We start from the raw sequence: 26,167 nt of genomic DNA, 5'->3' as shown, positions 1-26,167 counted from the left end.
CAATAGAGTGGAAATCACTGAACCGATGAGCTAGGCTCATCGATTGGAAGCAGCCTCTACAATCCGTTCAGCCCGCGAACGATCCTGATCAGCGCGTCGACGCCGAAGGGGAGCTGCCGCCGGCTGGAATAATACATCGAAAACGGCGGGCCCATCGACGCCCACTTGGGAAGAACGACCTCCAGGCGCCCTGCGGAGACATAGGGGCTTGCCAGCCTTTCCAGGCAATAGCACAGCCCGGCGCCTTCCAGAGCCGCATTGATGGCAAGATCGGTTTCGCCTGATATCAACGCTCCGGGAACGTCGATCTCGCGGCGATCATCGCCGCGTTCGAATTCCCACTTGTAGATCTGGCCGCGGCCCGTCCGTATCCGGATGCAGCGGTGAGAATTGAGGTCCTCCGGCATGACAGGGCGACCATGACTTCTCAGATAATCAGGGGCAGCGACCGCGACCCATTTTAAAGGAGGAGTAAGAGGAACTGCGATCATGTCTTCCGGGATGGTGCCGCTGTACCGGATACCGGCATCGAAGCCGTCCGCGGTGACATCGACGAACTGGTCATCCACGGCGACCTCAAGTTCGACATTCGGGAAGCGCTGCTGGAACGCCGGGATGGCTGGCCGCAAAAGCAGAACGGCGGCATCTTTCAGAACATTGATGCGAATGCTGCCGGCGCCACCTTGGTAATGTCCGTTCAAGTCCTCCAATCCGGAGTTGATAAGCTCGAGCCCGGCAGAAATCTTCTCGGCGAGGGCTGTTCCGGCGGCGGTTGGTGCAACGCTGCGGCTGGTTCGATTAAGGAGACGAACGCCCAGCCTTTGCTCAAGCGCCTTCATGCTGTGGCTTAGGGCGGAAGCCGTTACTTCCAGGTGATCCGCCGCTTTCCGAAAACTACGGTACTGGACTATCGCGAGAAAGATCGACAGTTCGTGAATTTCATTGCGCTTGAACTGCATGTTGATCTCAGGAGGCTAGTTTGGCGATACTTCGCAACCGGTCTTAAAGGCTCCAGCTCGTTCGGTGCAACTCAGCACCCGGCTGCAGCTTTCCCGGCTCGGATTCTCCACTGCCGATCACAGAATTACCCCGTATCATACAGCCTTTCAATCTCCGGTTTTCACTCGGAGGTGCTCACGAGGTAAGAGAAATATCGCTCCTGAAACTGTGCTAAATTCTCGGGCGCAATGGAAAGTGGCACCAACTAGCAGCTGAAAGGTGGTCCGGCACTGCTCAGCCGAGCAACGGTTGCGCCGAGCGCTCGCTTACAATCGTAATTCCGGACGGGATCCCAACCGGATCTCGTAGGCTGAATGCTTCAATCGCTCGAAACTGGCGGACGCGGGGCGTTGAAATCGGCCGCGATAGTGGTTCGGGCTAACGCCGATCGTTCGCGCAAACGCGCGGCGCATCGCGTTCACGTCGCTAAAGCCGCACATGGCGGCGATCTTTTGTAGCGGCTGGGCGGTATCCTCCAGCAAGCGGCGGGCCGCATCGGTTCGCGCCGCCGTGACGAAATCAGCCGGTGTCATGCCGAGCTCACGGCGAAATACGCGGGCAAAATTGCGTTTGCTCATGCCGATCTTCTGCGCAAGATCGTCGACGGCGAGCGGAGCGCCGAGATTTGCCAGCACATATTCCTGCGCCTTCTGGATCAGCGTCGTTTCCGACATCTGGCCGACGAGGTGGGCGCTGAACTGCGATTGTCCTCCGGGACGCTTCATGAACATACCATGTAGCGGGCGACGATCATCGCAATGTCGCGCCCGTGATCCTCTTCGACCAGCGAGAGCGCCAGATCGATGCCCGAGGTGACGCCCGCTGCCGTGATGAGCGCGCCGGAATTGATCGTAGTAGTTCCAGGAGGATCGATCGACCGGGTGGGCGGCCTCCCAGGCGCCGATCGCGCCGATCAGCTCGTCCCGGAACTCGTCCCGTTCGAAGAAGCCGTCCTTAGCGAGCGCAAGCGCCATGCCGAAGGCCTTTCGCTCCCACTCGCTGCCGAAGCAAAGCGAGCCGTTCGCCCGCGGCGGATTGTCGATGCTGCCCATCATCTCGGTGACGGCGAAATGCTCGAATTGCGTCAGCACGGCGCCCTCCTCGCGCTGCCCTGGCGACGGCGACACCCATCATCGCTTCCGGGGTGACAAGGGCCTCGAGTTCCGCTTCGGAAAGCCCATCCGTACCGGCCGGGCGTTCCGGCACGACGAACCAGCGGATCTGGGCGCTGGAATCCCAGACCTTGATCTCGACCGCATCGGGAACCGCCAGCCCGAACTCTGTCAGCACGGCGCGCGGCTCGCGGGCGGCGCGGCTGCGGAAGGTCGGGTCCTTGTACCAGTAGGGCGGCAGGCCGAGCACCGGCCAGGGATAGCAGGAGCACAGCGTGCAGATGATGAGGTTATGGACATCGGGGGCGTTGGCCACCGCGCGCATGTGCTCGCCCTCGGCGTCCGCTCTGCCGCGGTGACATCGATCTGTCCCGCCGTATAGGCGATGTGGGCGATCTGAGGATCGGTCCGCTTGGCATCGGCGGCGAGCGAAGCCGTGCCGAGCGATGCCGCCAGCAGAGTGGCGCCGAGAATTCGTTTCAACACTGTCTTCCTTTTGTCGTGACTGGATGCCTTCCGGCGGGAACGATGTGTGCCTTCGGAAGCGAGCATTGGATGCAGCTCGGACGAAAAGGTTCCCAGAAATTTCGGACACGGGGAGGCCGGGTGTCATCGACGTCGGTCACCGACGCGTCAGTCTTTGCCGAGGAAGCGTTGAAGCACGATGGCGTGATTGTGCTGTACGTCTTTCGCAGCGTAGAGAAGCGTCGTGTCCCCTTGCTGGATCTGGCGTTTCAGCTCCTCGACGGCGGAGGGATTCTTCTCCAACTCGTCCCGATACCGGCGTTGGAACTCGATCCATTTGGCGGGATCATGGCCAAACCAACGGCGCAGCGTCGGGCTTGGTGCTATATCCTTCAACCAGATATCGACTGCTGCATCCTGCTTGCTCAATCCGCGAGGCCATAGACGATCGACCAGGATGCGCGTGCCGTCCTTGTCGTCTTTCGGCTCGTAGATTCTTTTGATGTGCAAGGCCATTTTCTCACCCCGTCATAAGTTCGAAAGCCAATCTCGACGAATACGCGTGCCAAGGTTTTGGTTCCAAGCTGGAGCCGGAGGAACAGGTGTTGGCCTGTTCAAGCCGCATCCATCTCACTCAACTTAAGTAATATGGTTGCCAATTAGCCACACTCGCCTACCTCCGGACTGTCATAATTGATTTTTCGCGCGCAACTGGTATTGCTCGGTCGTTCACCGCTGATATTTTTCGATTCTCTCAATATTGCCAAAAGGATACCTGATGCGAAAGTTGGCGCCGCTCGTCCTTGTCGCAGTTCTTAGCGCCTGCGCTCGGCCATCGGATGGCCCAACTGCGGGTGGTTTCTACAATGCCACCGCCCCGCAAAGTAACGAGCGGATCCCGGTGGTCCGGCTCTCGGAAGCGCCGATGGGTCCGGTTGCGGTCACTCCGCTTGCCTATGCGGCCACAGATCCCGGGCTCAGCCTCATGCGCTCGAGCGGATTTGCCGATACGAGGCTGCGGCGCGGCGATGTCATCGAAGTCACGATCCTCGACACCGGCGAAGAAGGGCTTTTCTCTTCAACTCAAAGCAAGACCCTCAATCTCGGCCGCTTCACCGTCGATTCCACGGGCAACGTGACCCTTCCCTTCGTCGGCAAACAGCGAGTGGTGGATTCCTCGACCGAGGCGCTGCAGACGCGCATCGTCACCGGCTTGAAGGGATCGGCAGTCAATCCGCAGGCCGTCGTCACAGTGGTCGACAGGCCCTCGAGCGGTATCACCGTCAATGGCGACGTGCGTGCCGCCGGTCGCTTCCCGCTCACCGCCCGCAAGGAGCGTGTGCTCGATGCGGTAGCACTTGCCGGCGGCGCATCGTCTGCTCCGGGCTCGGCGACTGTCACGCTGATGCGCGGTAAGCAGCGCGCCACCGTGCCGCTCCAGCGCGTCATCGATGACAACAAACAGAATGTCTACCTGCTGCCTGATGATCAGATCTATATCGACAAGGATTCACCCACCTTCACCGCCTTCGGCGCCTTCAAGAGTGTCGGCGAGTTCGAATTCGAGCCGGGCAGGTTGACGCTTGCCCAGGCGCTCGGACGGGCCGGCGGCCTGCTCGACGATCGTGCCGATGCGCGCAATTTCTATGTGCTGCGCAACCAGCCGGTTTACACGCAGGTTGCGGCCGTAAATGCCAAGAATGCTGCCCCGGCTGTGGTGAGCACCAAGCCGGTGATCTACCGCGTCAATCTGAAGGACGTTTCCAATCTGGCGCTGATGCAGCGGTTCCAGATGATGGATGGCGATATCATCTACGCCAGCAATGCCAGCCTGGTGGACTTTGCCAAGCTTTTCAACGTGTACCAGAAGAGTGTGCCGACGGCCGTAGCACCGATCCCAGGGTCGAGCGGTAATTAAGCATCGACAGCCGGACGTTTTGCGGAGCCGCCGAGCAGATGCAAGGCGGCTCTTGCATTTTCAGGCCTGTCCTGCGGATCCCGTTGGGACAGGCGGCTTGCCAATGCCTCCAGGGCCTTGGTTCCGTCGCTCTCCTCGTTGCAACGGCTAAGCAACAAAGACAGCAGACACCCGGCTGCATAAAGATCGGACCGTTGGTCGAGCGGTTGACCGGCCATCTGTTCGGGGGATGCGAAATCCGGCTGGCCGGCAAAGGCAAGGTCGAATTGATCGTGCCGGGATCCGCGCTCAAGCGCGATGCCGAAATCGGCGATCTTCAAACGGGAGAGATCGCCGTCGGCGAGAAGGTTGAGCGGCGACAGGTCGCAATGCACGAAACCGCCGGCATGGATGGCCTCCAGGCCTGAAAGCATTGAGGTCATCGCTGAAGTGATCTCGCCGAGGGATAAAGGCCTTGCCTGCAAAAGCTCCGCAAGGCGGCTGCCGGTCCATTCCATGACCAGGGCAGGGCGCCCGTCGGCAAGGCGCAGAACGGTCTGCGTCTCGGCAATGTGGGGATGGCGGAGCGCCATGCCGATTTCCGCCTCGCGCAGCATCAGTTTTCTGAGGACGGGATCGTCGGCGTGGTCGGCCTGCGGCATCTTGATGGCATGAAACGTTCCGAGATCGCGATGGCGGGCGCGATAGACCCGGGTGGCCGCGCCGTCATGGATCAGCGCCTCGAGCATAAAGCTGTTGGCGACGATCTCGCAATCCGCGTCGCGGAGGCGGGCCTCGCCCCGATCGAGCGCGTCCCGGACGCGGTCTACCAGAATTTTCCGGGTCTCGGGTGAACCGCGATTCAACGCCTGCCAGAGATGCGAAAAACGTCGGGCGATCTCTTCGAAATCCGCAGGATGATCATTTGTCATCGGTCTTCACATCGATCACGATTGCGCTGAGGTTTTCGCGGCAATTGGCAATCAGCCCCTCCTGGACGAGGATATCGGCGGCCTTTTCGATCTTTGCGGAAAGGAGGATTTCGGCGATGATCCGCTCGGGGACGACGCTGGGCAGCGGCGCGCTGCAGAGCAGCAGCCTGTCGCCGGCCTGCAATCCGCCGGAACGGACTTCGGGGACGAGATGTCCGCGCATGCCGATGGCGCGCGAAAGCGTGCGCCGCAGGCCGATCTCCACATGGTCGCGCGTGAGGCAGCGCATCATGCCGTCCCGCAGAAGATAGCAACGGGCGTCACCCACCCAGAGCAGAGCGCAGCTCTCATCACGCGTGGCCAGCACGACGATGCTCGCGGCCGATGGTTCGCGATCCGAGGAAAGATAGGCCGATTGAAGCAGGCCATGGGCGCGGCCGAGCTTGCCTTTGATCTCCTGTACCAGAGCTTCGATCGTCTGCTGGTTCCCGGTTTCAGCCAGCATATGGACGGCGATCTTGCCGACCTCGGCAGCGGCGTTGCCATCGCCGACGCCATCGGCGACGGCAAAGAGCGAGGGCGTTTCCGAAACGAGCAGCGCATCGGCGTTGACGCTCAGCCGCGTGCCGGGATGCGTGGCATGGCTGTGGCGGATCACCAGCGGATGATGTGGCTCGACGACAACAGGGCGCGGCGTCTCTGATGTTTCGGGTTGCGGCCGTGCCGAAGCCGCGGGGGGATTGTCGTGCAGCAGCTTTGGAAAATCCTCGGGGTCCGGGGCGCCGCCGACACGAAACCCCTTGGCTCGCCGCTCCTCAGAATTAATCCGCCACCAGAGCGTGCCGCGGCCGGAAGCGTTGTCCTGTAGAGTCTCGTTTTCTGCGAGGTCGGCCGGGCGCAGGGTCCGCAGCCGCTTCAGGCTTGCGGTGAAGTGATTGATGTCGAAATCCCGCTTGGCCGAGCTTTCGGCGATCGCCTCGGCGGCCGTGAACCAGGTGTCGTCAAGGTAGAGTTGGCGTGGATGCTCGGCAAAACCGTGAAGCTGGGCGGCGATAACAAGCGGAAAACTGCGCCCGACGCGGTCGAGGCTCGGAAGCAGAACGCCGGCAATGGTGGCCGGTCCCCAAAGACCGCGTTCGACGATAAAACGCCATGCCGGCATCATGCGAAACCGGCGTTCCCAATCCTCGCCGAGTTCTCGCTGCGCCGCTTGCAGCCCCGACTGCAGCCAGGCGTCGAGCGCCGCCTGCAGGTGGCGGCTCAGTCCCATCGAAACGAAATCGCCGTGGCTGGGCAACTTGCCGAAGAAGCCGATCCTGTCGGCTTCGGTCGGGCTTCGGTCCAGGGTGGCGCGCTCGTTCATATCAGACCGGTCAGAATTGCGCCGGGCATGAGAAGGCGCCGAGCGCCTCCAGCCGGAATGGATTGAGCACCGAACCGAACTGCACGTCGAACTCTGCCGCCTGGCCGTTCTGCTGGAACTTTGCCCGGAAGAGGTCGTCGCCTTGTATGGCGAGATCGGCATCGTCGAAGAGCCGGAAGGGCGACCAGTCGCCGTTCTCCGTCAGCGCCTGCTGCCAGCCGCCCGGCTGGAAGGCGAGGCGCGAGACGTTGCTGGCGTCCGTCGATGGCCAAGTGATCGATTTCGATTGGATCGGGCCATGGAAATAGACCACGCGTTCGCCCTCGATCTCCAGCATCACGGCGTTGGCCGCCTCGGTCAGCGATACCGGCTTGACGTTGATTGAAATCGACGGGTTCTCGCTGCCGGCCGGGAAGAAGGCGCGGTTGATCTTGTCGGCATTCTCGAACTGGGCAATCGCCGCACTCGGAATGCTCACCGCGCCGAACGTGCCCTTCCAGCCCCATGGCGATGCGCTGGTGTCGACGAAGGCTTCGAGCTTTTCCTTGAAGAAGGTCTTGAACAGCCCCTCCGGTCCGAAAAGCCTGATGAAATCGCTCATCGCCACGTCGCGTGGGGATTTTCGGTCGAAAGGATAACGACCGGCGACGACATTCGAGCAGAAGCCCGCGCCTTCGGCAGCCCAGGCGTTGCTGATGCGCGAACGGGCGGATTTGACCGCCAGCGATCCGACATCCGCAGCCAGCCCCGCCATCCAGCTATCGACCGGCGCCGGTAGCTTGCGGGCCTGCTGCAGCAGGTCCTGGTTGGCGTCGGTGAGCTGGCTATCGACGTCGAAGACTTTCGCGACTTCGGCGGTCGACGTCGTGGCGCGCGAAAGCTGCTCCTGGACCCTCTGCAGGATCGGATCGAGCTGCCCGATCTCCGATCGCGGCGCATCCTTCGGCTGGTCGGCCGGCGACGATTGGCCGGCCGGCGCCTTCAGCGCTTCGCGAAGACGGTCGAAGGGATCGGGCGCATTCGCTGCACTGGCAAGCGCCGTGGTCGAGGCTGGCAGGCTGTCACCGGCGGCCGAGGCGATTTCTGCACCGAGTGCGCGCAGATCGGTGGCAGCGACGATCGATCTGGTGATCGTCTCGACCGGACCGGGATTACCCGCCAGGATGCGGGTGGTTTCCGCCGCATCGCCAATCGTCTGGGAGGGCTTCACCCTGATATCAGTGAGGATCGTCGACCAGCGCTGCTCGAAGGCGTCGAAGTAAAGCTGAAGCGTCGCCTGGGCGATCGTGTCGACCGTGACGCTGGCGGGATTGGGATCGCCGCGGACCCATTGCTCGTCGAGCGCCTCGCGCGCGGCGTCGGTGATCCCGGGCAGAACGACGGTGCGATAGCCGGTCGCGGAGAAGAGGCCGGGGATGCCTTTGTTAAGCGGCGCCTTCGATTTCCGCTCGAAAGCCTGTTCGCCAAGCGGCCCCAGCGCGCCTGCCGGGCTCCAGGCGGGAAGCGCGCGGGACTCGCGATATTCCGCCAGAATGTCATAGGCGCGGTTGGCGATGTTCTGTGAGCGGATGACCTCGCGCGCCTTGGCGATCAGCGACTTGTCGAGCTCGATCGGTGGCAGCGCGCCGCGCGCCATGACATCGGCATGGGCAATCAGCGCCTGCCGGGCCGCCGCTCTACCTTCGTCTGGATAGAGCCTCGTGAACATGTCTTCTGCTTCCAGCGCGGCAAAGTCCGCATTCACCGGGCCGAGCCCGCCGAGCATGCCGTAGAGCTTCAACGCGTCGAAGGTTCGGGTGACGTCGGTGGTCTCGGTCATGTCCTTCTGGAGCTGCACCAGCATGCGCGGCAGGAGCAGCGTGTTCAACGCCCGCTGATAGGCCTCGCGCTGCCGGCTGGCGACCTTGCCTTCCTGGTCGAGGCCGAGGCTTATCGGCCAGACACGGGTCTTCGAGAAGTCGGTGGTGACGGCGGCGAGATTGTCGAGCGCCGGCAGGATGCGCAGGAAATCCGCATCCGAAACGTCGCGAACCGGCACGCCGCGCACCAGTTGTTCGTAGGCGTCAATGCGTCTTTCCGCGCCGGCCAGCGCCGTGGTGTTCTGGATGTAGGTGGCCGTCCAGCTCGTCAGCACCACGGCAAGCAGCAGGATCGCGCTCGCATAGGCCGCGCGGCGGAAGAGCAGCTGCCGCCCCGAAAGCCGCTTGTCGCGGGCGACCAGCGAGGCCTCGCCGAAGATCACCTCCTTGAAGAGGCGCGAAAGGAAATAGCTGCGTCGCATGCGAGGGACGGTGACCGTTTCCTCCCTCTGGGTGCTAGAGGCGAAATAGATGCCGCGCAGCAGCGGCGCCTCCACCAGCTTCGAACCCGAGCAAAGCTCGGTGACGACCTCGTGCAGACGCTCCTTCAAAGAGGTGAGCTCGGCCGGGAAACGGAAGATGCGGCCGCGCAATTCCGGATTGGGCTCCTGCTGCAAGCGTTCGATCAGCATGGTATCGACGCGCTGCTGCAGCAGGGTGAATTCCTCCATGAAGCGTTCCGGCAGGTTCGCCGCCTTGTAGCTCTCGTCGAGCCCGAAAGTCGTGCCCCAGACCTGTTCGCGGTCGCTTTTGTTGAAACCGTCGAAGAACTCCACGAAGCCGGTCAGCAGATCGGCCTTGGTCAGCAGCAGATAGACCGGCACGCGCGCATGCAGGAGTTCATCGAGTTCGGAAAGTCGCTGGCGGATCGCCCTGATCTCCTCGCGCTGCGCTTCCGGATCGCGCGTCAGGAGATCGCCGATCGATAGCGTCACCAGCGTGCCGTTGATCGGTTGCGAACGCCGGTACTTGCGCAGCAGGCCTAGGAACCCTTCCCAGCCGGCCTTGGCGGTGCCGTTCAGATCGTCCTGCGTCGTATAACGGCCGGCCGTATCGATGAGGATGGCCTCGTCGGTGAACCACCAGTTGCAGTTGCGCGTGCCGCCGATCCCCTGCACCGAATTGCTGCCGAGCGCATCGCCGAGCGGGAATTTGAGGCCGGAATTGGTGAGCGCCGTCGTCTTGCCGGAACCCGGCGCGCCGAAGATGACATACCACGGCAGCTCGTAGATATAGCCGAAGCGCTTCTTGGTGATGCGGCGGAGCAGTTGTAGCGCTTCCTTGAGCCGACCGTGGATCTCGCCGACCTCAGCCTGCTGGCTGGCCGCAGCTTCTGCTTCCGCGTCCCGCTCGATACCGTCGACGAGCTGCTTGTCGCGGCGGCGGTCGCGGATCGTCGTGAAGACGAGATAGGCGAGCCAGGCGGCGAGGATGATGCCGATCAGCGTCAGCCGCGCGCTGGCGCTCGCCAGCGGCTTGAAGTCGCCATAGGCGGCGAGATAGCCGTAGAACCAGATCACGACACAGATTGCCGCCACCCAGATGATCGAGATGAAGCGACGGCCGATGAGGCCGGCATAGGCTTCCACATAGGAGCGGAGCGTATAGAAGTAACTGAGCGGGTTCATCGCGAACCACCTCCTGCGGCGGGCGCCGTCGGTTCATCCGGCATTTCGGCCCGACGCGGCGTCGTCAAACCCGCATCGTTCAGCCGCTCGCTCGGATCGGTCAGGACCAGGATCTCGGTGCGGCGGTTCATCTCCCGGCCCTCCGGCGTATCGTTGGCGGCGATCGGATCCGTGTCGGCACGCCCCTCGGTCAGGATCGCGCCCGGCCCGGTGAAGGAGCTCAGGATTTCGCCGACCGCCTTGGCGCGGGCTTCGGAAAGGTGCCAGTTGGAGGGGAACTGCACGGTGCGGATCGGCACATTGTCCGTATAGCCCACCACCACGGCGCGGAAGTTCTCTGCGGCCAGCGCACCGCCGATCCGCTGGAGCAGATCGTGGAATTTCTGGCTGACCTCCGCGCTGCCGGTGGCAAACAGCCCGGAATTGCTGATCCGCACCAGCAGCCTGCCATTCGAATCCGAGAGTGTGACGAGCTTCTTCTCGACCTCCGGCTGGAGGAAGGCGAGCAGATTGTCGAGCCGGCTCGGCGGTTTCACTTGCGGCGGTGGTGGCGGCGTTTCGGCGACGACGACAGGCGGCGGCTGCCGAGGCGGCTCCGGTAACTTGACCAATACGCTCGGCATATCGCGCGGCAGCCTGGCGAGCCGCTCGAACGTTCCGTCGGAGGCGCGATTGAGCGAGAGCGTGAAGAACATGTAGCCGAGCGCCAGGATCAGCGTCAGAAGGGAAAGAAGCGTCCAGATCGCGGCCGCGGTGCGCAACGGCTGATGCCGGGCCGAAACGCCCTTCCAGTGGGGAGAAAGCTCTCGTTCGAAGACGCCGTACTGGCCAAGCAACGTCTTGTAAAGGCCGTCGCGGATGCGGCCGAGCTCCAGCCCGCCGCGTGGTGAAACGCGGGTGCGGCCCTCGAAGGCAAGCGACAGGCAGAGATAGATGAGGAGAAGCAGATCCTTGTTGGCGCCGGGGCTCTGGTGGAAATGGTCGAGCAGGTCGAATACCCGTTCGCCGCCGGTCACGTCCATATGGAAGGTGGAAACGAGACCCGAGCGGGCCCAGCCGGCACGAACGCCCCAGGCCTTGCTGAGCACGACATCGTCGACCGTCGCACAGACGACGTAATGGGCGGCGCGCGCTCGTTCGGGGCTGATGCGGGCGCTCGCCAGATCGCGTTCGTAGCGGCCGACGGCTTCGATGGCCACCTGGCGCAGTTCGTCGATATCAGGCTGTTCTTCCGTGTAGCGCAGGCCATGGGCAAGGTTGAGAAGCGGTGCGGCCGAGCGCACCAGGGTCGGCACGTCTTCGGCCCCGAAGCGAAAATCCCGGACGAGCGTTTCGACGGAGGCTGCGCCCTTCGGAAGCGATCCCGCCGGCGCCTTTCCGCCCTCGCTTTCGGGAAAGTCGAGGACGTCGTCGAGCATCTCCGCCATCTTGCGGGCGGATTGCTTTTTCCGAGTGCCGTCCTCCGTAAGTTCGACGATGGTCGGCAGGTTCTGCCAGGTGGAGGCGGGTTCGTTCTTCATTCTCTAAGGGCCCACAGTTCTATTTCGAGCCCGGGAAAATCGCCGGCGAGGTGCACGGCGATGGCGCCCGAAGTGTCGAGTTGTTTCCAAAGCGGGTTCTTGGTGTCGAGTTCGAAATAGATGGTGCCGGAGCGATAGGGGAGTTGGCGCGGCAGCACCGGCAGCGGCCGAACGGGAATGCCCGGCAGCGCGACGTTGACGAGGTCGGCGATGCGCTCGACCGGGCCGATCTTGATCTGCGCCGGCAGCTTGCGGCGCACGTCTTCGGCCGGCATCTCGGCCCGGACCGCCAGCACGAAGCCGGCATCCCTCAGCAGCGAACGGTCGTTGATCGTGCCGATCCTGACGCCATGCCGGCGTTCGGCCAGCTCGATCGCCACGGCTGCCTGTTCGAGCACGGACGATAGCGAGGCGCGCAGATCGTCGAAGACGGCCGCGAACGTCGCCTTCAGGTCGTCGTGGCGGTAAGGCGGGAAGTCGCTCGCGCGCTTGCGGTCGGTCGTGAAGGTGGCGAGCTCGCCGGCAAGCTGGATGCAGGTCTCGTAAAAGACGATGGGGTGGATCCGCGTCGCATTCGCCGAAATGTGTTTCAGCATCGGATCCGCGCGGTTGAGCATCTGTAAGAGCAGGTAGTCGCCGACCTCCGCGGTCCCTCGAATGGTGGGATCGCCGATCCGTTCGGCGATGGCCTCCGCGCGGTGGCGCACGATGCCGAGCAGTTCGGTGATCAGCTCGCCGAGCCGTGCGGCAGCCGTACAGTTGAGGCTCGGCACGATATAGTCCGGATCGAGGATCACGGCCCTGTCGGAACGCACCTCGATGATACGGGCAAGTCCGATGAGTTCGTAGCCGGCGAGTTCATCACCGGTTCTGAGATAACGCAGGCTGAGACGGCCGACATCGATCGGCGCCATGAAGTCGGTCTCGACATTGGCGTCAGGCGCTTCGTAGGGCGAAGCGACGAGCCGGACGCTGTTGCGCGCAGCGCCGCCGTTCAACGCTACATCGGCCTTGCCCGGTTGACGGGAAGGAAGTGCGAGATAGACGATAGCATTCTTGGTGTTTTCGTCGAGATCGAGCGGCGGCGGCAGGTCGGTATCAACAGGTGCTTCGAACGGCGTTCCGTCCGGCAAAACGCCGCGCAAGTTCGACAGCGCGAATTGGCCGATCGCCAGTGCGCCGCGGTCGATGCCGATTTCCGCCACTCCCCAGGGATAGGGCGACAGGCCGTGCGTCGCCGTGCGCACGAGCCGCTCGGTCCAGCGGTCCGCCTGCTGGAAATGCTGCACGCGAAGGAACATGCCTTCGCTCCAGGCCACCCGGTTTTCATTCCTCATGATGCGCGTCTTTTCCTTCCTGCCTGTCTTGCGGACGAGGCCCTGCCTGCGTGCCGTTCACCGCCCCCGTCATCGCGTCGCGGAAAACGTCCTGGATCGACCGGCTCTTGCCGTCCTGTTCGAATTGCGCCCGGTAAGCGCGCCAATAGGCCTGGTCCCGACGCCAGGGCAGGCGCCAGGCGCCGGTCTCGACCCGCGCCTCCAGCATGCGCGGCTCCAGCCGGCCTGCTGTCTGAACCAGAGCCTCAAGCGCCGAATTGAGCTTGAGCTGTTGCCCGAACAGGGTTTCGATGCGGGCAAGAAGCGCTTCCTCTCTGCTGCTGTCGGCAAGGAAGTCCGGCTCGCTGGCGGCGGATGGCGCACTCATCTCGAAAACGGCATAGCTAGTCTGGACAGCCTCCTCGAGACGGGCAAGCACTGGCTCCAGGCGATCCGCGAAGGCTTCGGGCCGGCCGATCGTCAGCGCCGGAAACTCCTCGGAATCCGGGTCCGGATCGTTGTCGTTGACGATCTCGATCACCGGTGCCCGCCGGCGCTGAGTGATGGGCGCGGAAACATGGGTGGCGGAACCATGTTCCAGATGGCTGCCATATTCGGTCTCTTCCGAATTCCAATCCTCCGGCAGAAGCTGGGTGACTGAGCGGATCTCCGGAGGGCCGCTCCAGCCGATCTCGACATTGCGAGATGAGGCCGTCGCTTTCTTGCCGCCCGTTTCGGGAAAAGCCCAGTCATCGCTGGCACGCTCGCCAAGGATGCCGTTTGCAGTATGACCGCCGGGAGCGATATCGGCCAGGATGGCGGAAATGGTCAGCGGTTCGTCACTCAGCATCAGACCGGCATCGGGATCCTCGACCTCGCGGTCTTTCTCGCCCGATATGTGGACGGAAAAGGCAAGTCCGCCCACCTCCAGCCGTGACCTGTCGGAAAGCCGCACGATCTGGCCTTCATGCACGGCGACGCCGTCGACCCGGGAGCCGTTTGCGCTCTGGTCGCGCAGCAGGAAGCCTTCGCGGTCGCGCTCGATGATGCAATGAAGCTTCGAAATGGAGCGACGATCCTCCGGCAGCCGCCAGTCGCAATCCGGTGCCCGGCCGAGCGTTCGCCGGCCACGTTCGAAGAACCATTTCGACTGGCCTGCTGGCGCCGTCGCGTCACTGGTGATCTCTTTCAGTTCAAGCCGCATTCCTCGTCTCCTCACCGCGCCTGAACCGACAGGCGCTCGACGATCACTGCATCGCCGCTGTCGCTTGCAGCCGGCGCGACCCTCGCCCAACTGTTCCAGCCAAGGCGCGGCGGATCGCCCGCCTGTCCGAGCTGGCAGAAGGGAACGTCCTCCTTCTTCAGGATCGCCTGTATGTCGAATTCGAGCGCCGCGCCGACATAGAGCCGCGTCAGGGCGAAGAGCTCGGTGATGGCGCGGCCACCCGGCGCGAGCGAGAGGTAATCGGCATAACCGAGCGGCCCGATGACGATGCGAAAGCCGCCGCTGAAATCATGGATCGCCGCACCTGCCGTCGCATTGACGCCAAGCTGGACGCCCTGCGGCTGGCCCATGCGGCTGCGCTCCTCGATCGGGATGGTCAGCCAGCGGCCGCGGAACAATTCGATCTCCACCGGCAGGCCGCTGAATTCGCAGAGCATGGCCCGGAGATTGACGGCATTGCGGTTGCGCGCGGCAAAGAAGCCCGAGAAACGCAGGATCAGCTCCTCGTCGACGCCGCTCTTTTCGACGAGACGCTTGGTGCCGAAGCCGGTTAGCGACAGGAGCGTGGTGACGAAGGCGTTGTTTGACCATGTGCCGCCCCAGCGCAGCCGCCTGGCGATGCGGTATTTCTCGCAGGCATCAGTGAAGAGTGCCGCCATCCGCGCGCTGAACATGTCGAAGAAGCCCGCCAGCGCCCGCGACCTGTTGCGCTCCTCGCGCATGACGAGGTCGTTATAGGCCGACGGCATCGAGCCGAGCGCCCCGACGAGACCGGCAAGCGCACTGCGGACGGTGGCGCCGCCGCCCTTGCGCTTGTATCCGCTGACGGCAAGAGGCGCCGGCGAGACGCCGACATGTGAGGCGACATCAAGCCGTCCTTCCCCCACCGAAGCCTGCGCGACGCGAAAGGCCGTCACCGGCTCGAAGCGACCGGGGTCGCGTTCGAGCAGATCGGCAAGGGCGTCTGGCTTGCGGGCGATGGGGAGATCCATGATTTAATAGCGATCCTTCCTCAGAGAAGCGGGCGTTCGGCGGCGCGTGCCGGCCACCGGGCGATCGGCCTCGATTGCCCCTTTATCCCAACGGTGAGCCGGGTGAAGCTGTTGACCGAGGTGTAGAGACTGAAGAAGCGGTCGAGCACACTTCCGAACAGGAAGGCCGAGGGCCGGTCGATGGCGGCCGGATCGAATTCAAGCGCGATCTCGGTGCCAGGCACCATGCCGCCGCTGCCGAGGCGGGCGGTCGAATTGCCCGCCTTGATCCTGACGAGCGCATCGACGAATTGTTTGGTCTCGGGGCTATCCCGGAAGGCGTAGAGCGACAGGATATCCTTCAGCGCCGCACCGTCATTGTCGAAGAGCGACAGGTGGTTGAGGATAAGATGCGACATCAGCCGCCAGTTCCGCCCTTCCTGATCGTTCATCCTGACCGACGGCGTCGGCGGGATCAGGGCTTCGACGCTTGCGACCGCCTCATGGCCGGAAGCAAGCTGCAGGAATGGATGGCCGCCGCCGAAGGGAAGCTGTTCCGGCAGGTCGCGGTTGAGGCAGAGCGTATCGACGCTTGCGACCGCATCGACAGGACCTGAAGAACGGCGCTGCCTGTCGACGAAGGCGATGTCCATATCGCTGGTCCTGTCGTCTTCGTCGAAACGGCGATAGGCCTGCCAGTAGGTCGCGCTCGTGCCTGCCCGTTGCGACCGTCCGAAGAACGGCTGGCAGAATTCCTCCTGGCCGCGCGATCCGGTCAGCAGAACCCGGTCGATCGAATAGATCTCACGGGTCTTCTGGCGCCGCGCATCCGGCAGGAGGCGGTATTCGGTGCGGGTGCCGTCGATGGCGATCGGCTCGCAGACCTGGCGGAAGAGGTTGACGACGGGCGTCGCATTGAGCGCGAAGTCGCGGGCCGAGACTGCGCGTTCGAGCTTGGCGTCGCTTTCCCCGAGGTAGACGAAGAGCTCCAGCGTGTCGCCGCGCCAGGCGTCAAGCCCTTCGATGTCGAGAAACAGAAATTTGCGCGGCAGAGCGAAAAATTCGGTCAGCAGCCGGTAGCCGATGAAGCTCGGCGCCGGATAGGGCAGCATGGCCTCTTCAGGTTCGAAGCCGACCGGTTTGAGATTGCCCGACGGCAGGAAGACCGGCGAACGGTCGTCCGCATGTTTGGCAAGTGCGATGCCGAGCGTGTGATTGGCAAGCAGCTCGTAGATCGATACCGCCTGCTGCCAGGGGGACGGAATGTGCAGGCGCAGCCGGCTCACGCCAAGGCTGCCAAGCGGCTTTCGGGCATCGAGAGGGCGGATGGACAGCCTGAGGCAGCCGGCAACGCCGGCATAGGGCGAGAGCGGCGCATTGATCGGCTGGCCGGAAAGCTCAGCACCGGTGATTTCGATCGGCGCCATCTCGACATCCTGCGTGGTGCGGAAGCGGCAAGCTTCGCCTCTCACCGGCTCGGCTAGGATTTCCGTATGGCGTGGCACGGTCTGGACCGAGGCGAGCGTGTCGCTCGGGCGGAACTTGACGATGCTCATCGAGGGCAGCGGCGCCAGATAATGGGGGTAGAGCGTTTCCAGCAGGCCGTCGGTCAGCTCGGGAAACTCGTCGTCCAGTTTCTGGCGGACGCGGGCGGCCGAATAGGCGAAACTCTGGATCAGGCGTTCCACATGCGGGTCGTCGGCGACGTCGCCGGTCATGCGCAGGCGGCCGGCGATCTTCGGGAAGGCATCGGCAAAGCGCGCGGCCCGGCGGCGAAGCGCCAGCAATTCCTCATTGTAGCGGTGCAGGAAACCTTCAGCCATGCGCCGCCTCCACGAGGAAGCGCTGGGTCGAGGGATCGATGGTCGACTCGAAGCTGATCGGCGGCATGCCTTCATGCAGGCGGAAGGTCGCCTGGATACGCATGCGCAAGGCCCGTTCGGTCATCGTCCGGCTCTTGAGGATCGTCACCCGCACATCGGAAAGCCGGGTTTCGAAAAGCGCAATCCGCCGCTCGATCGCTTGCGCCAGCTTGAGCTTGGCCTGGTCGGTCATCAGATTTGCCGAGACGATGCCGTCGACGCCATAGCTCACCAGCGCGTCCTTGAGTTCCGAAAGTGCTGCCGGCGGCGTCGCCGGGCAGCGCCGCGTGTTGAGCAGCGCTTCGAGATCGCGGCGGATGGCCTCCCTGACGTCGCGGACCTGGTCGACGAAGCTCATCGGCGGATCGACGGTGCGATCCGGAGCCTCGTCGATCAACCTGTCGAGGATCGAGCGGGCGAGGACGCGGTCGCGCAGCCGGTAGCGTTCGAGCGGATCAACCATGCGCAACCTGCCTGCCGGCAGCCGTTGCCGACACGATCTCCAGACTTTGGGTGTCATGGAAGGAAACCAGCTCGTCGCCGGCGAGGTAGCAGCGCTGGCCGCGGCCGCTGGTGATGCCGGTCGGCTCCTCGATCCATTCGGTCTCGCGGCCGAGCCTAAGCCTCGCCTCCTTGCTGGTGCCATGATAGACCGCAGGGAGAAGCACCGACGCGGCTGCGCCGTCGATCAGGGAGAGCTCGGCGCGGCGGAAGGCCAGATCGCGCGGACGGGCAATTGGCTCTATCGAGAGGGCTGCGATCTTGGAAAAATCGATCCAGAGATAGCCGCCGCCGGTCATGATGACTTCGAGAGCATGCGGCGTCCGGTCGTCGAGGTCGCGGAAATCGGAGACCGCTTTGCCGTTCCAGATCAGCGGACGTTCGTCCCTCAGTGTCTCGAGTGCATCGAGTGTGGTCCTCGCCTCATCCGCATTGCCGCCGCGATGGGCGATGCCGAGGCGGACGGCGAGCTTGTCGAGCTCGCTCGGCCCCTGCGGAAATTCCGGCAGGGCGCCGCTCGTAAACCAAGCGTCGCGCGCCGCCATCGCCCGAAGCTCGTTGCGCAGCAAGGCGAAACCCATCGTCGCGTCGGGTGAGAGGGTGGCAGCAAGGCTGCACTGATTGTCCGCCCGCTGGTAGTCACCGGCAAGCACGAGAAGATCGATATAGAGATGCCGCGCCTCCTGATCTGACGGCTTGACCTTCAGATGCGCCTTGACCTCCTCGATCGCGTCATCGAGGGCATTGTCGCTGAGCGATTGGGCGATGCTGGCGGAAAGCGTCATGCGGACATCCTCTCGGGTATGGCAACGGGGCGGCTCAGGATCTGGCCCGTGGTCGCGGTCTCGGCGATGAGATGGAAGCTCGTGGCAACGTCATCGAGCTGGAAATGCGGCTGCAGCCGGACGGTGCAGGAGAAGCTGCCGGGCTTGCCCGGAATCTCGGCGACGCCGATGCCGGCCGAGCGCAGGGGGAAGCGGGTGCGCAGCGCGATGTCGGCGTCGTCGTTGCCGAGCGTATAGGCGGTCAGCCAATCCGCCAGCTTCCGCTCGATCGAGATCGCATCCGAAAGCTGGCCGATCTCGTCGCGCATGATGACTTTGAGATAGTGCGAGAAGCGCGACGCGCAGAGCACATATTGCAGCATCGCGGCGAGGCGGGCGTTCTGGCGCGCATGCTCGTTGGAATAGTGCGGCGGCGCATGCAGGGACTGATTGGAATTGAAAATCGCCGAAGAGGAGAGATAGGTGGTCGCGGCGGGGATGATGCCGAGCTCGCAGAGCTGCTGCTCCTGGCCGCTGGTCAGATGGATTTCCACCGGCGCCTGAGCTGATAGTCCGTTGCTTTCGGTGCCGAAATCATAAGGTGGAAGCTCGGTTGCGCTCAGTAGGCCACCGTCGATAGCGTCCTGCGTGACGCCGCGGATATCGGCGAACCATCCGGAATCGATGAAATTTCGGATGACGACGGTCGCAAAAGCGAAAGCGGCGTTGCCCCAGAGAAGCGAACTACCGTCGCTAGCAACGCTTTCGCGGAAGGGAAAGCCGTCGTTGCGATTGCGCGCGTGAGGCGTGAGCGGCGAGCGCATCAGGATGCGCGGCGCGACAAGTCCGAGGAAACGCGAATCCTCACGCGCGCGGAGACCATTCCAGCGGATGCGGGCGGTCTCATTGGCAAGCCAGGAAAAGTCGTTGACCCGGTTCAGCTCGTGAAAGTCTTCAAGCCCGATCGCCAGCGGCGCAGCACCTGCGATGAAGGGGCAGAAGGCGGCGGCCGCCACCATGCCGATCTGCGACAGCGTGCCGACCGGATCGCCGCCGGCCGGATCGGCCGGAGACAGATAATAGTCGCCGACCAGCAGGCCGAAGGGTTCACCGCCCGGCATGCCGAACTCGCGACTATAGATCAGTTCGAAGAGGTGGCTTTGGTCGAAGTCGCTGGCACGCTCCATGCTCCGCGTGAGCTCGCTCCAGCTTACGCCGAGAAGCTTGACCTTGACCTCGCCGCTGCGGCTTGCCTCGCGCACGAGCATGGCAAGGCCACGCCATCTCGCCTCCATCGCCTGAAAATCGGGATGGTGGAGGATGGCATTGACTTGCCTGTTCAGCGCTTCGTCGATCAGCGTAATCAGCTGATCCGCCCGGCGCCGCCATTCAGTGCTGGAACCCATCGTCAACCTGACACAGATGTTTCGAACGCAAGGTCCAAGCGCGGCGGCAACCCGCCGCGCTTGGACCCGCTTTCATCAGTTCTTCGAGGGAATCCGGGCGACCATGCGCAGCGAGGTGGTCAATTCCTCCATCTGCAGCCACGGGCGCATCCAGGCCACGGCGTTGTAGGCGCCCGGCCTGCCGGGGATTTCCTGTACGGTGACTTTCGCCTCGCGCAGCGGATATTTCGCTCGCGACTCTTCGCCGGCGTCGTCATTGGCGTTGACATAGTTGGAGATCCAGCGATTGAGCCAGGCCTCGCAATCCTCCGCTTCCATGAAGGAGCCGATCTTATCGCGGCCCATGACCTTGAGATAATGGGCGAAGCGCGAGGTCGCCATCATATAGGGCAGGCGGGCTGAAACGGCCGCATTGGCAGTCGCCTCGGGCCGATCGTAGAGCTTCGGCTTGTGCGCGGTCTGCGCCCCGAAGAACACGGCATAGTCCGTATTCTTGTAATGGCAGAGCGGCAGGAAGCCGAGCTTGCCGAGTTCGGCGTCGCGGCGATCGGTGATACCGACTTCCGTTGGGCACTTCAGGTCCAGATCGCCGTCGTCGCTCGAGAAGATGTGCATCGGCAGCCCTTCGACCTTGCCACCGTTTTCCGCCCCGCGAATGGCGGTGCACCAACCGTTCTTGGCGAAGGCCTCGGTCAGACGTGTCCCCATCACATAGGCCGCGTTCATCCAGCAGTAAGAGCCGTGCGACAGCTCGCCGGTCTTGGAACCGCCGGTTTCGTCGAAGTTGAACTCCTCGATCGGGCTGGTCTTCGGGCCGTAGGGCATGCGGGCGAGCACACGCGGCATGGCGAGCGTCACGAAGCGGGAATCATCGCTGTCACGCAGGCTGCGCCACTTTGCGTATTCAACCGTCTCGAAGATCTTCTCGAGATCGCGGGGTTTTGCGAGCTCCCGGAAATCCTCGAAGCCGAACATGCGCGGGCTGGCGGCCGAGATGAACGGGGCGAAAGCGGCTGCGGCGATCATCGACACGCCCTGCAGAAGCTGGACGTCGTCAAAGGAATTGTCGAATTCGAAATCGCCGATCAGCGCGCCCATCGGTTCGCCGCCCGGCGTGCCGAATTCGTCTTCATAGACCGACTTGAAAAGCCGCGACTGGTCGAATTCGACGGCCTTTGCCAGATCCTTGGCGACATCGCGCTTGGATGCATTGAGCACGCGGATCTTCAGGTTGGCGCTGGTCTCGCTGTTCTTGACGAGATAGTTCAGGCCGCGCCAGGCGCCTTCGAGCTTGGTGAACTCAGGCGACTGCATGATGGCCGCGAGCTGGCTTGATATCGCCTTGTCGATTTCGGCAATGGCATTGTTCAAGGTGATCGTCAGGTTGCGATCATAGGTGACGGTGCCCTTCAGGGCTTGATCGGTGAGGGTGCGCAGAAGGTCCTGGGCACGGTCTGGCTCGGTCTGGCGGGTCGCCGCAACGACCTTCGAGAGCAGGTTTTCATCAGGCGCGAAGCCTACGTCTTCCTTTGTTTGCAATTGCGTTTCGGCGGTCATCTATCGATCCTTTTTGCGAAAGCGGCGGCCCTCGAAGCATGAGGGGTTCCCTTCAAAAGGGGCCGCTGCCGGACAACGACTCTTCAGGAATGGAGCGCGCGGGCGCGATCGGTCCGCGATCCCAGGTACTCAGTTCAATGCGTCCTTGGCCTCTTCGGCCTTGTCACCGCCGAGCTGGGCCACCAGCTGCGAGAGATCGGCCTTGTTCTGCAGGATATCCTCGAGCAGGCGCTCGAGCTCTTCGGAGCGGTCCGCCTTGCTCATCAGGTCGCGCAGCTGGTTGCGTGCGTTGAGCAGGGCCTTCAGCGCCGGCACCTGATCGACGACCGCGCCGGGTTCGAAATCGGCCATGCTTTCGAATTTCAGCGAAACGGGAAGCTCGGTTCCGTTTTTCTCGAGGGTGTTCTCGACCGACAGGGTGAGGCCCGGCGTCATGCGGCGCATGACGTCGTCGAAGTTGTCGCGGTCGACCTGCACGAACTTGCGCTCGCCGAACGGCTTGAGCTGCTGCGTGGGATTTCCGGAGAAATCGCCGAGTACGCCGACGACGAAAGGCAGTTCCTTCACCACCATCGCGCCTTCGGTTTCCACTTCGTATTTGATGTGGACTCGCGGTTTGCGAACCCGTTCCAGTTTTTCATGCACACTTGCCATCGAGATTCTCCTTCGTCTCATCGGCGGATTGTCAATTGAGGATGCTGCGGCGTGCCGTTAGCCTCCCTTGTCGGCTACGGGCTGGATGCCGGCTGCCGTCAGCACCGCGTTGCGCGTTTGCTGTTCGGGCAGGAGCTCGGCAAGAAGCTCGAAAAAATCCATGCGGCCGCGACGCACCAGCGTTTCGATCGACATGGAGATCGGTGAATGGGGCTCGGTGCGGCGGAAATAGCGGGCGACGGCGATCAGAAGTTCGAAGGCCTCTTCCCGCGAACGAATCGTCTCGGTGCTGACAGGCCGCAGGCCAATGGCTTCGGACTCGTCGGTTTCGCTTGCCTGCAGTGGCTCGGAGCCTTGCGAGGCAAGGGTTTGCGGAGCGGCGAGCGGAGCTTCGATTCCTGCCAGCATCCGGATTGCAGATGCCGCCTCCTGCAACACATTGCGTGTATTCGAACTCGGTGGCGCCTGGTCACCGCAGTGTTCGTCAAGTATTTCGACCATGCGATCGAAAGCGGCAATGCACTCGGTCAGCACGCCGAGATAGGCTGCCATCTGAGCGACACCGGCTTCCGCCGCCGCCTGCTGCAATTCCTTGCGCCGCTCGGTTTCGTTCGGCCGCTGCGAAAGCTGGAAATCCCAAAGCGAAAACTGGGCGAACTTTCCGCCCGGGATCAATGATGTCAAACGAATAGCCTGGATAAGCGTTCCTTCGCCGCCGACGCCGTTCAGCCCCGCAAACGGCGCAAACCGTTCCTCGACGTCACCATCTCCGATCGAATGCAAAGCGTCGAAATGCTTGTCTAAAAGCGACACGGTTGCGACGTAGACGTCATGCAATCCTGAGAACCCCCGCAGCCGCAACTGCGCTTCAGCGAGCCATGCCAATACTTCGATGTCCTTGCTCTTCGAAGAAAGGATCTGCAATCCAAGATTGCTAACATCGTGCCAAGCAGGTGCAATCGCAATAGTTTCACCCGGGATAATACTACGTTCGGCTGTACGTGCGGCGTTTCTCGCGTCCTTAATTCTATAGTATATTTCACGAGACACAGTATTACTCCGCACGTTTTCTCCGCACGGATGATTTTGTTCAAGTGGATCTATAATTTCGCGAACATTCACGCGGTTAAATTCCTCAAAAAGCAGAGCATAATGCGAATAATGGCTATTTTGGGCGGCTCATATTGGCTTGTCAACCATAGAAGGATGATGACGGATTTATGACGACTTTCGATATGCTCATTTTTCAAAATAGAGTCGTTTTTCTTCTGGACAAGGGTTTATGAGCGCCCTAGTTGTTTCTTCGCATCGGGTGAGCGTACTGAATTTCGACGTAAAAACAGGACTTGCGAATGTCCCATATCGATCTCAATCGTCTGGTAAGAACGCTTGAGCCCAATCTACGTGTCGGTCTTGAGACAGCGGCTTCGCTTGCCGTGCGTCATCAGCATGCCGTCGTGGATATCGCCCACTGGCTTCGCTCCCTTCTTGATATCGCAGGATTTTCTGCCGTTTTCGAAGAGCTCAAGCTCTCCTCCGAGATGCTGAGAATGGAGCTCGACGCGGCGATCGCCGACATGCCGAGAGAGGATGGCGCCTCGCTTGCGCTGTCCCCGAACCTGCTCGCCCTTGGCCGGGAATCCTTTCTGGTTGCATCGCTGCAGTGCGGGCGCAATGTCGTGCTTTTGGCCGATCTGCTTGCCGCGCTGATCAACGAGCCGGCATTGCGGGCGGTGACGCGGGGCATTGCCCCGTCGATGCGCAATCTGGACAGAGCGATGCTCGACAGCTTGCTGGAGAAGGCGGCGCCAGGCGTGTCGGAACAGTTTTCCGTGCCCGCCACCCCGTCCGGTGACAATGAATTCCTGCGGCTCTACACCCACGACATGACCGCGGATGCCCGCGCGGGCCGAACCGACCCGGTCATCGGTCGCGATCGCGAATTGCGGCAGTTGATCGATATCCTGATGCGTCGGCGGCAGAACAATCCGATCCTCGTCGGCGAGGCGGGTGTCGGCAAGACTGCGGTGGCGGAAGCACTGGCGCTGGAGATCGCCGCCGGCAACGTGCCGGCCCGGTTGAAGGACGTGAAGCTGCTGCTGCTGGACCTGAGCCTGCTGCAGGCCGGGGCCGGCGTCAAAGGTGAGTTCGAACGGCGGCTGCATGGCGTGGTCGATGCGGTAAAGACGTCGCCGGAGCCGATCATTCTGTTCATTGACGAAGCGCATGGGCTGATCGGCGCCGGCGGACAGGCAGGGCAGGGCGATGCCGCCAATATCCTGAAGCCCGCTTTGGCGCGCGGGGAACTGCGGACGATCGCGGCAACGACCTGGAGCGAATACAAGCGCTTCATCGAAAAGGACGCCGCACTCACCCGCCGCTTTCAGACCGTGCATGTTCGCGAGCCGGACGAAGAAGCCGCCATCCGCATGCTGCGCGGCGTGGCGGAAGGCCTGAAAACCCACCACAAGGTCCGCATCCGCGACGAGGCGATCGTCGCCGCCGTCCGGCTTTCGGCCAGATATCTGCCGGACCGGCAGCTTCCCGACAAGGCAATCAGCCTGATCGATACGGCAGCTGCTGCGGTGGCGCTGGCGCGCCAGACGACGCCGGAGGCGCTGAAGCTGCTCGCCGACGAGCGCGATCTTCTGGAAACCGAGGCGAACTGGCTCGCACGCGAACCGGAGACGCCGGAAAAGCGCGCCCGGCTTGGCGAAATCGCAGGCAAGCAGCAGCAGATCGTCCTGGAGATCGAGACGCTTCGGTCGAAATTCGACGAAGAAAACCGGCTCGTCCGGGAGGCTGACCGGCTGGAAGAGTTCTTTTCGCCCGACGACGCCGTCGTCCCGCTGGCGCCGGCCGACAAGAGCGGCGACGGCACGAATGTGGCGCCTTTCCCGTCGCAGGCGATGACGGCGGAATGCGCACGCGCAGCACTTGCTGTCACTGAACGGAGCCTGGCGACAGTCGCGGACCAAACGCCGCTCCTGCCGCGCGTCGTCGACAAGGAAATCGTTGCCGCCGTTGTTGCCCGCTGGACCGGCATTCCCGTCGGCAAGCTGCTGTCGGACCAGATCGAGACCGTCAAGACGCTCGATGCCCGTCTGAAGGAGAGGGTGCTTGGCCAGGACGCGGCGATCGAGCGGATCGCTTCGGCCATGCGGGCCGCCCGCGCCGGGCTTTCCGATCCGCGGCGGCCGCCGGCCGTCTTCCTGCTGGTCGGCATGTCCGGCACCGGCAAGACCGAAACTGCGCTTTCGCTCGCCGATATGCTCTATGGCGGCAGCCGGTACCTCACGACCATCAACATGTCCGAGTTCAAGGAGGAGCATAAGATTTCCATGCTCCTCGGCTCGCCCCCCGGTTATGTCGGTTACGGCGAAGGCGGCGTGCTCACCGAGGCGGTGAGGCGCAGGCCCTATGGGGTGCTGCTGCTCGACGAGATCGACAAGGCGCATCCGGGTGTCCAGGAAATCTTCTATCAGGTGTTCGACAAGGGAACGCTGCGCGACGGCGAAGGCCGGGACATCGATTTCAAGAACACCACCATCGTCATGACGGCGAATACCGGTTCGGAGATGATCGCCGCACTTGTCGCTGATCCCGACACGATGCCGGAGGCAGAGGCGCTCGAAGCGCTGCTGGCGCCGGAATTGCAGAAGCATTTCAAGCCGGCCTTCCTTGGTCGCACGACGGTGCTGCCGTTCATGCCGCTTGGTAACGAGACCCTTTCGGGCATCGTCGATATTCAGATCGGCCGTATCCGCGAGAGGGTCGAGGCCACCTACGGCACCAAGCTTTCATTGTCGCCGGAAGCCCGCGACGCGCTGATTTCCCGGGCGCGCACCAGCGAGGTGGGCGCCCGCGCGATCGAGGTCATGATCGCCCGCGACCTCTTGCCTGTGCTTTCGACGTTTTTCCTCGATGCCGTTGGGCAGGGGAAGAAAATTAGCGGGGTCGCCATCGGATACGACGGCCATCGCTTCGGCCTCGATGCCGAAGAGGCCGCCCCGCAGGAATTCGACACGCCGGGAGAAAACCGGTTGTCGGATGAAGTAACCCCGAGCCGCAAGCGCACTCGGGGAGCAGCGAGAAGAAAGGCAACTACGCCTTAGACGCAACTAGGCACTCAACCG

18 protein-coding genes and 4 pseudogenes are annotated in these 26,167 nt (G+C 62.9%); 2 read left to right on the top strand and 20 right to left on the bottom strand.

Going from position 1 to position 26,167, the window contains the following annotated elements; all coding sequences use genetic code 11:
• Positions 1-56 precede the first annotated feature (56 nt).
• The 6 genes and pseudogenes from OLZ32_RS24625 to OLZ32_RS24605 all read right to left on the bottom strand — a co-directional run bounded on the left by OLZ32_RS24625 (position 57) and on the right by OLZ32_RS24605 (position 3,092).
• Positions 57-959, bottom strand: a complete 903-nt coding sequence (locus tag OLZ32_RS24625) for a LysR family transcriptional regulator (RefSeq protein ID WP_264399570.1) — start codon at positions 957-959, stop codon at positions 57-59.
• A gap of 306 nt (positions 960-1,265) precedes the next feature.
• Positions 1,266-1,849, bottom strand: a pseudogene (locus OLZ32_RS24620) (GlxA family transcriptional regulator); the annotation flags it as partial.
• Positions 1,833-2,090: pseudogene (locus tag OLZ32_RS24615) on the bottom strand (nitrile hydratase accessory protein); the annotation flags it as partial. The pseudogenes OLZ32_RS24615 and OLZ32_RS24620, both read right to left, overlap by 17 nt.
• A gap of 13 nt (positions 2,091-2,103) precedes the next feature.
• Positions 2,104-2,463 (bottom strand): annotated as a pseudogene (locus tag OLZ32_RS24610) (nitrile hydratase subunit alpha); the annotation flags it as partial.
• Positions 2,439-2,597 (bottom strand): annotated as a pseudogene (locus tag OLZ32_RS39585) (DUF4142 domain-containing protein); the annotation flags it as partial. The pseudogenes OLZ32_RS24610 and OLZ32_RS39585, both read right to left, overlap by 25 nt.
• Before the next feature lie 147 nt (positions 2,598-2,744).
• Positions 2,745-3,092: a DUF488 domain-containing protein gene (locus OLZ32_RS24605; RefSeq protein ID WP_264399571.1), complete on the bottom strand. Its 348-nt coding sequence runs from the start codon at positions 3,090-3,092 to the stop codon at positions 2,745-2,747.
• Between the two features lie 262 nt (positions 3,093-3,354).
• Between OLZ32_RS24605 and OLZ32_RS24600 the strand changes: the two genes are divergently transcribed.
• Positions 3,355-4,494 (top strand): polysaccharide biosynthesis/export family protein, encoded by a 1,140-nt coding sequence (locus OLZ32_RS24600; RefSeq protein ID WP_264399572.1) that lies wholly within the window; start codon positions 3,355-3,357, stop codon positions 4,492-4,494.
• Here OLZ32_RS24600 and OLZ32_RS24595 read toward each other — a convergent pair.
• From OLZ32_RS24595 to tssA, 14 genes are all read right to left on the bottom strand, one after another.
• The gene (locus OLZ32_RS24595) at positions 4,491-5,405 is read right to left on the bottom strand and encodes a serine/threonine-protein kinase (RefSeq protein ID WP_264399573.1); all 915 of its coding nucleotides are present in this window, start codon (positions 5,403-5,405) and stop codon (positions 4,491-4,493) included. The two genes, OLZ32_RS24600 and OLZ32_RS24595, sit on opposite strands and share 4 nt — an antisense overlap.
• On the bottom strand, positions 5,395-6,768 hold the full coding sequence (tagF, locus tag OLZ32_RS24590; RefSeq protein ID WP_264399574.1) for a type VI secretion system-associated protein TagF: 1,374 nt from the start codon (positions 6,766-6,768) through the stop codon (positions 5,395-5,397). Before tagF ends, OLZ32_RS24595 begins: the two co-directional genes overlap by 11 nt.
• Positions 6,769-6,778: 10 nt before the next feature.
• Positions 6,779-10,255 carry a type VI secretion system membrane subunit TssM gene (tssM, locus tag OLZ32_RS24585; protein ID WP_264399575.1) on the bottom strand — a complete coding sequence of 1,159 codons (3,477 nt, stop codon included), beginning with the start codon at positions 10,253-10,255 and terminating at the stop codon, positions 6,779-6,781.
• A complete protein-coding gene (tssL, locus tag OLZ32_RS24580) occupies positions 10,252-11,775 on the bottom strand; it encodes a type VI secretion system protein TssL, long form (protein WP_264399576.1) in 1,524 nt (507 codons plus the stop codon). Before tssL ends, tssM begins: the two co-directional genes overlap by 4 nt.
• Positions 11,772-13,112: a type VI secretion system baseplate subunit TssK gene (gene tssK, locus OLZ32_RS24575; RefSeq protein WP_264399577.1), complete on the bottom strand. Its 1,341-nt coding sequence runs from the start codon at positions 13,110-13,112 to the stop codon at positions 11,772-11,774. The genes tssL and tssK overlap by 4 nt, the downstream gene beginning before the upstream one ends.
• Positions 13,102-14,295: a type VI secretion system-associated FHA domain protein gene (locus tag OLZ32_RS24570; RefSeq protein WP_264399578.1), complete on the bottom strand. Its 1,194-nt coding sequence runs from the start codon at positions 14,293-14,295 to the stop codon at positions 13,102-13,104. The genes tssK and OLZ32_RS24570 overlap by 11 nt, the downstream gene beginning before the upstream one ends.
• Before the next feature lie 11 nt (positions 14,296-14,306).
• Positions 14,307-15,308 (bottom strand): type VI secretion system baseplate subunit TssG, encoded by a 1,002-nt coding sequence (gene tssG, locus OLZ32_RS24565; protein WP_264399579.1) that lies wholly within the window; start codon positions 15,306-15,308, stop codon positions 14,307-14,309.
• 20 nt (positions 15,309-15,328) lie between these two features.
• Positions 15,329-17,110 carry a type VI secretion system baseplate subunit TssF gene (tssF, locus tag OLZ32_RS24560; protein WP_264399580.1) on the bottom strand — a complete coding sequence of 594 codons (1,782 nt, stop codon included), beginning with the start codon at positions 17,108-17,110 and terminating at the stop codon, positions 15,329-15,331.
• Positions 17,103-17,612 carry a type VI secretion system baseplate subunit TssE gene (tssE, locus tag OLZ32_RS24555; RefSeq protein ID WP_264399581.1) on the bottom strand — a complete coding sequence of 170 codons (510 nt, stop codon included), beginning with the start codon at positions 17,610-17,612 and terminating at the stop codon, positions 17,103-17,105. Before tssE ends, tssF begins: the two co-directional genes overlap by 8 nt.
• The gene (locus tag OLZ32_RS24550; RefSeq protein ID WP_264399582.1) at positions 17,605-18,435 is read right to left on the bottom strand and encodes a type VI secretion system accessory protein TagJ; all 831 of its coding nucleotides are present in this window, start codon (positions 18,433-18,435) and stop codon (positions 17,605-17,607) included. The genes tssE and OLZ32_RS24550 overlap by 8 nt, the downstream gene beginning before the upstream one ends.
• On the bottom strand, positions 18,432-19,820 hold the full coding sequence (gene tssC, locus OLZ32_RS24545; RefSeq protein ID WP_264399583.1) for a type VI secretion system contractile sheath large subunit: 1,389 nt from the start codon (positions 19,818-19,820) through the stop codon (positions 18,432-18,434). The genes OLZ32_RS24550 and tssC (OLZ32_RS24545) overlap by 4 nt, the downstream gene beginning before the upstream one ends.
• 75 nt (positions 19,821-19,895) lie before the next feature.
• Positions 19,896-21,377, bottom strand: coding sequence for a type VI secretion system contractile sheath large subunit (gene tssC / locus OLZ32_RS24540; protein WP_011649237.1), 1,482 nt, complete (start codon positions 21,375-21,377; stop codon positions 19,896-19,898).
• A gap of 129 nt (positions 21,378-21,506) precedes the next feature.
• Entirely contained in the window at positions 21,507-22,031 is a 525-nt protein-coding gene (gene tssB, locus OLZ32_RS24535; RefSeq protein WP_041937007.1) for a type VI secretion system contractile sheath small subunit, read from the bottom strand.
• A 57-nt stretch (positions 22,032-22,088) separates the two neighbouring features.
• Positions 22,089-23,153: a type VI secretion system protein TssA gene (tssA, locus tag OLZ32_RS24530; RefSeq protein WP_264423260.1), complete on the bottom strand. Its 1,065-nt coding sequence runs from the start codon at positions 23,151-23,153 to the stop codon at positions 22,089-22,091.
• Positions 23,154-23,383: 230 nt separating this feature from the next.
• Between tssA and tssH the strand changes: the two genes are divergently transcribed.
• Positions 23,384-26,146, top strand: coding sequence for a type VI secretion system ATPase TssH (gene tssH / locus OLZ32_RS24525; protein ID WP_264399586.1), 2,763 nt, complete (start codon positions 23,384-23,386; stop codon positions 26,144-26,146).
• Positions 26,147-26,167 lie beyond the last annotated feature (21 nt).

It is taken from the genome of Rhizobium acaciae (genome assembly GCF_025941625.1).
Classification (GTDB): domain Bacteria; phylum Pseudomonadota; class Alphaproteobacteria; order Rhizobiales; family Rhizobiaceae; genus Rhizobium; species Rhizobium acaciae.
Note: the sequence above shows the minus strand (reverse complement) of the source record. Positions and strands in the feature narration are given on the sequence as shown.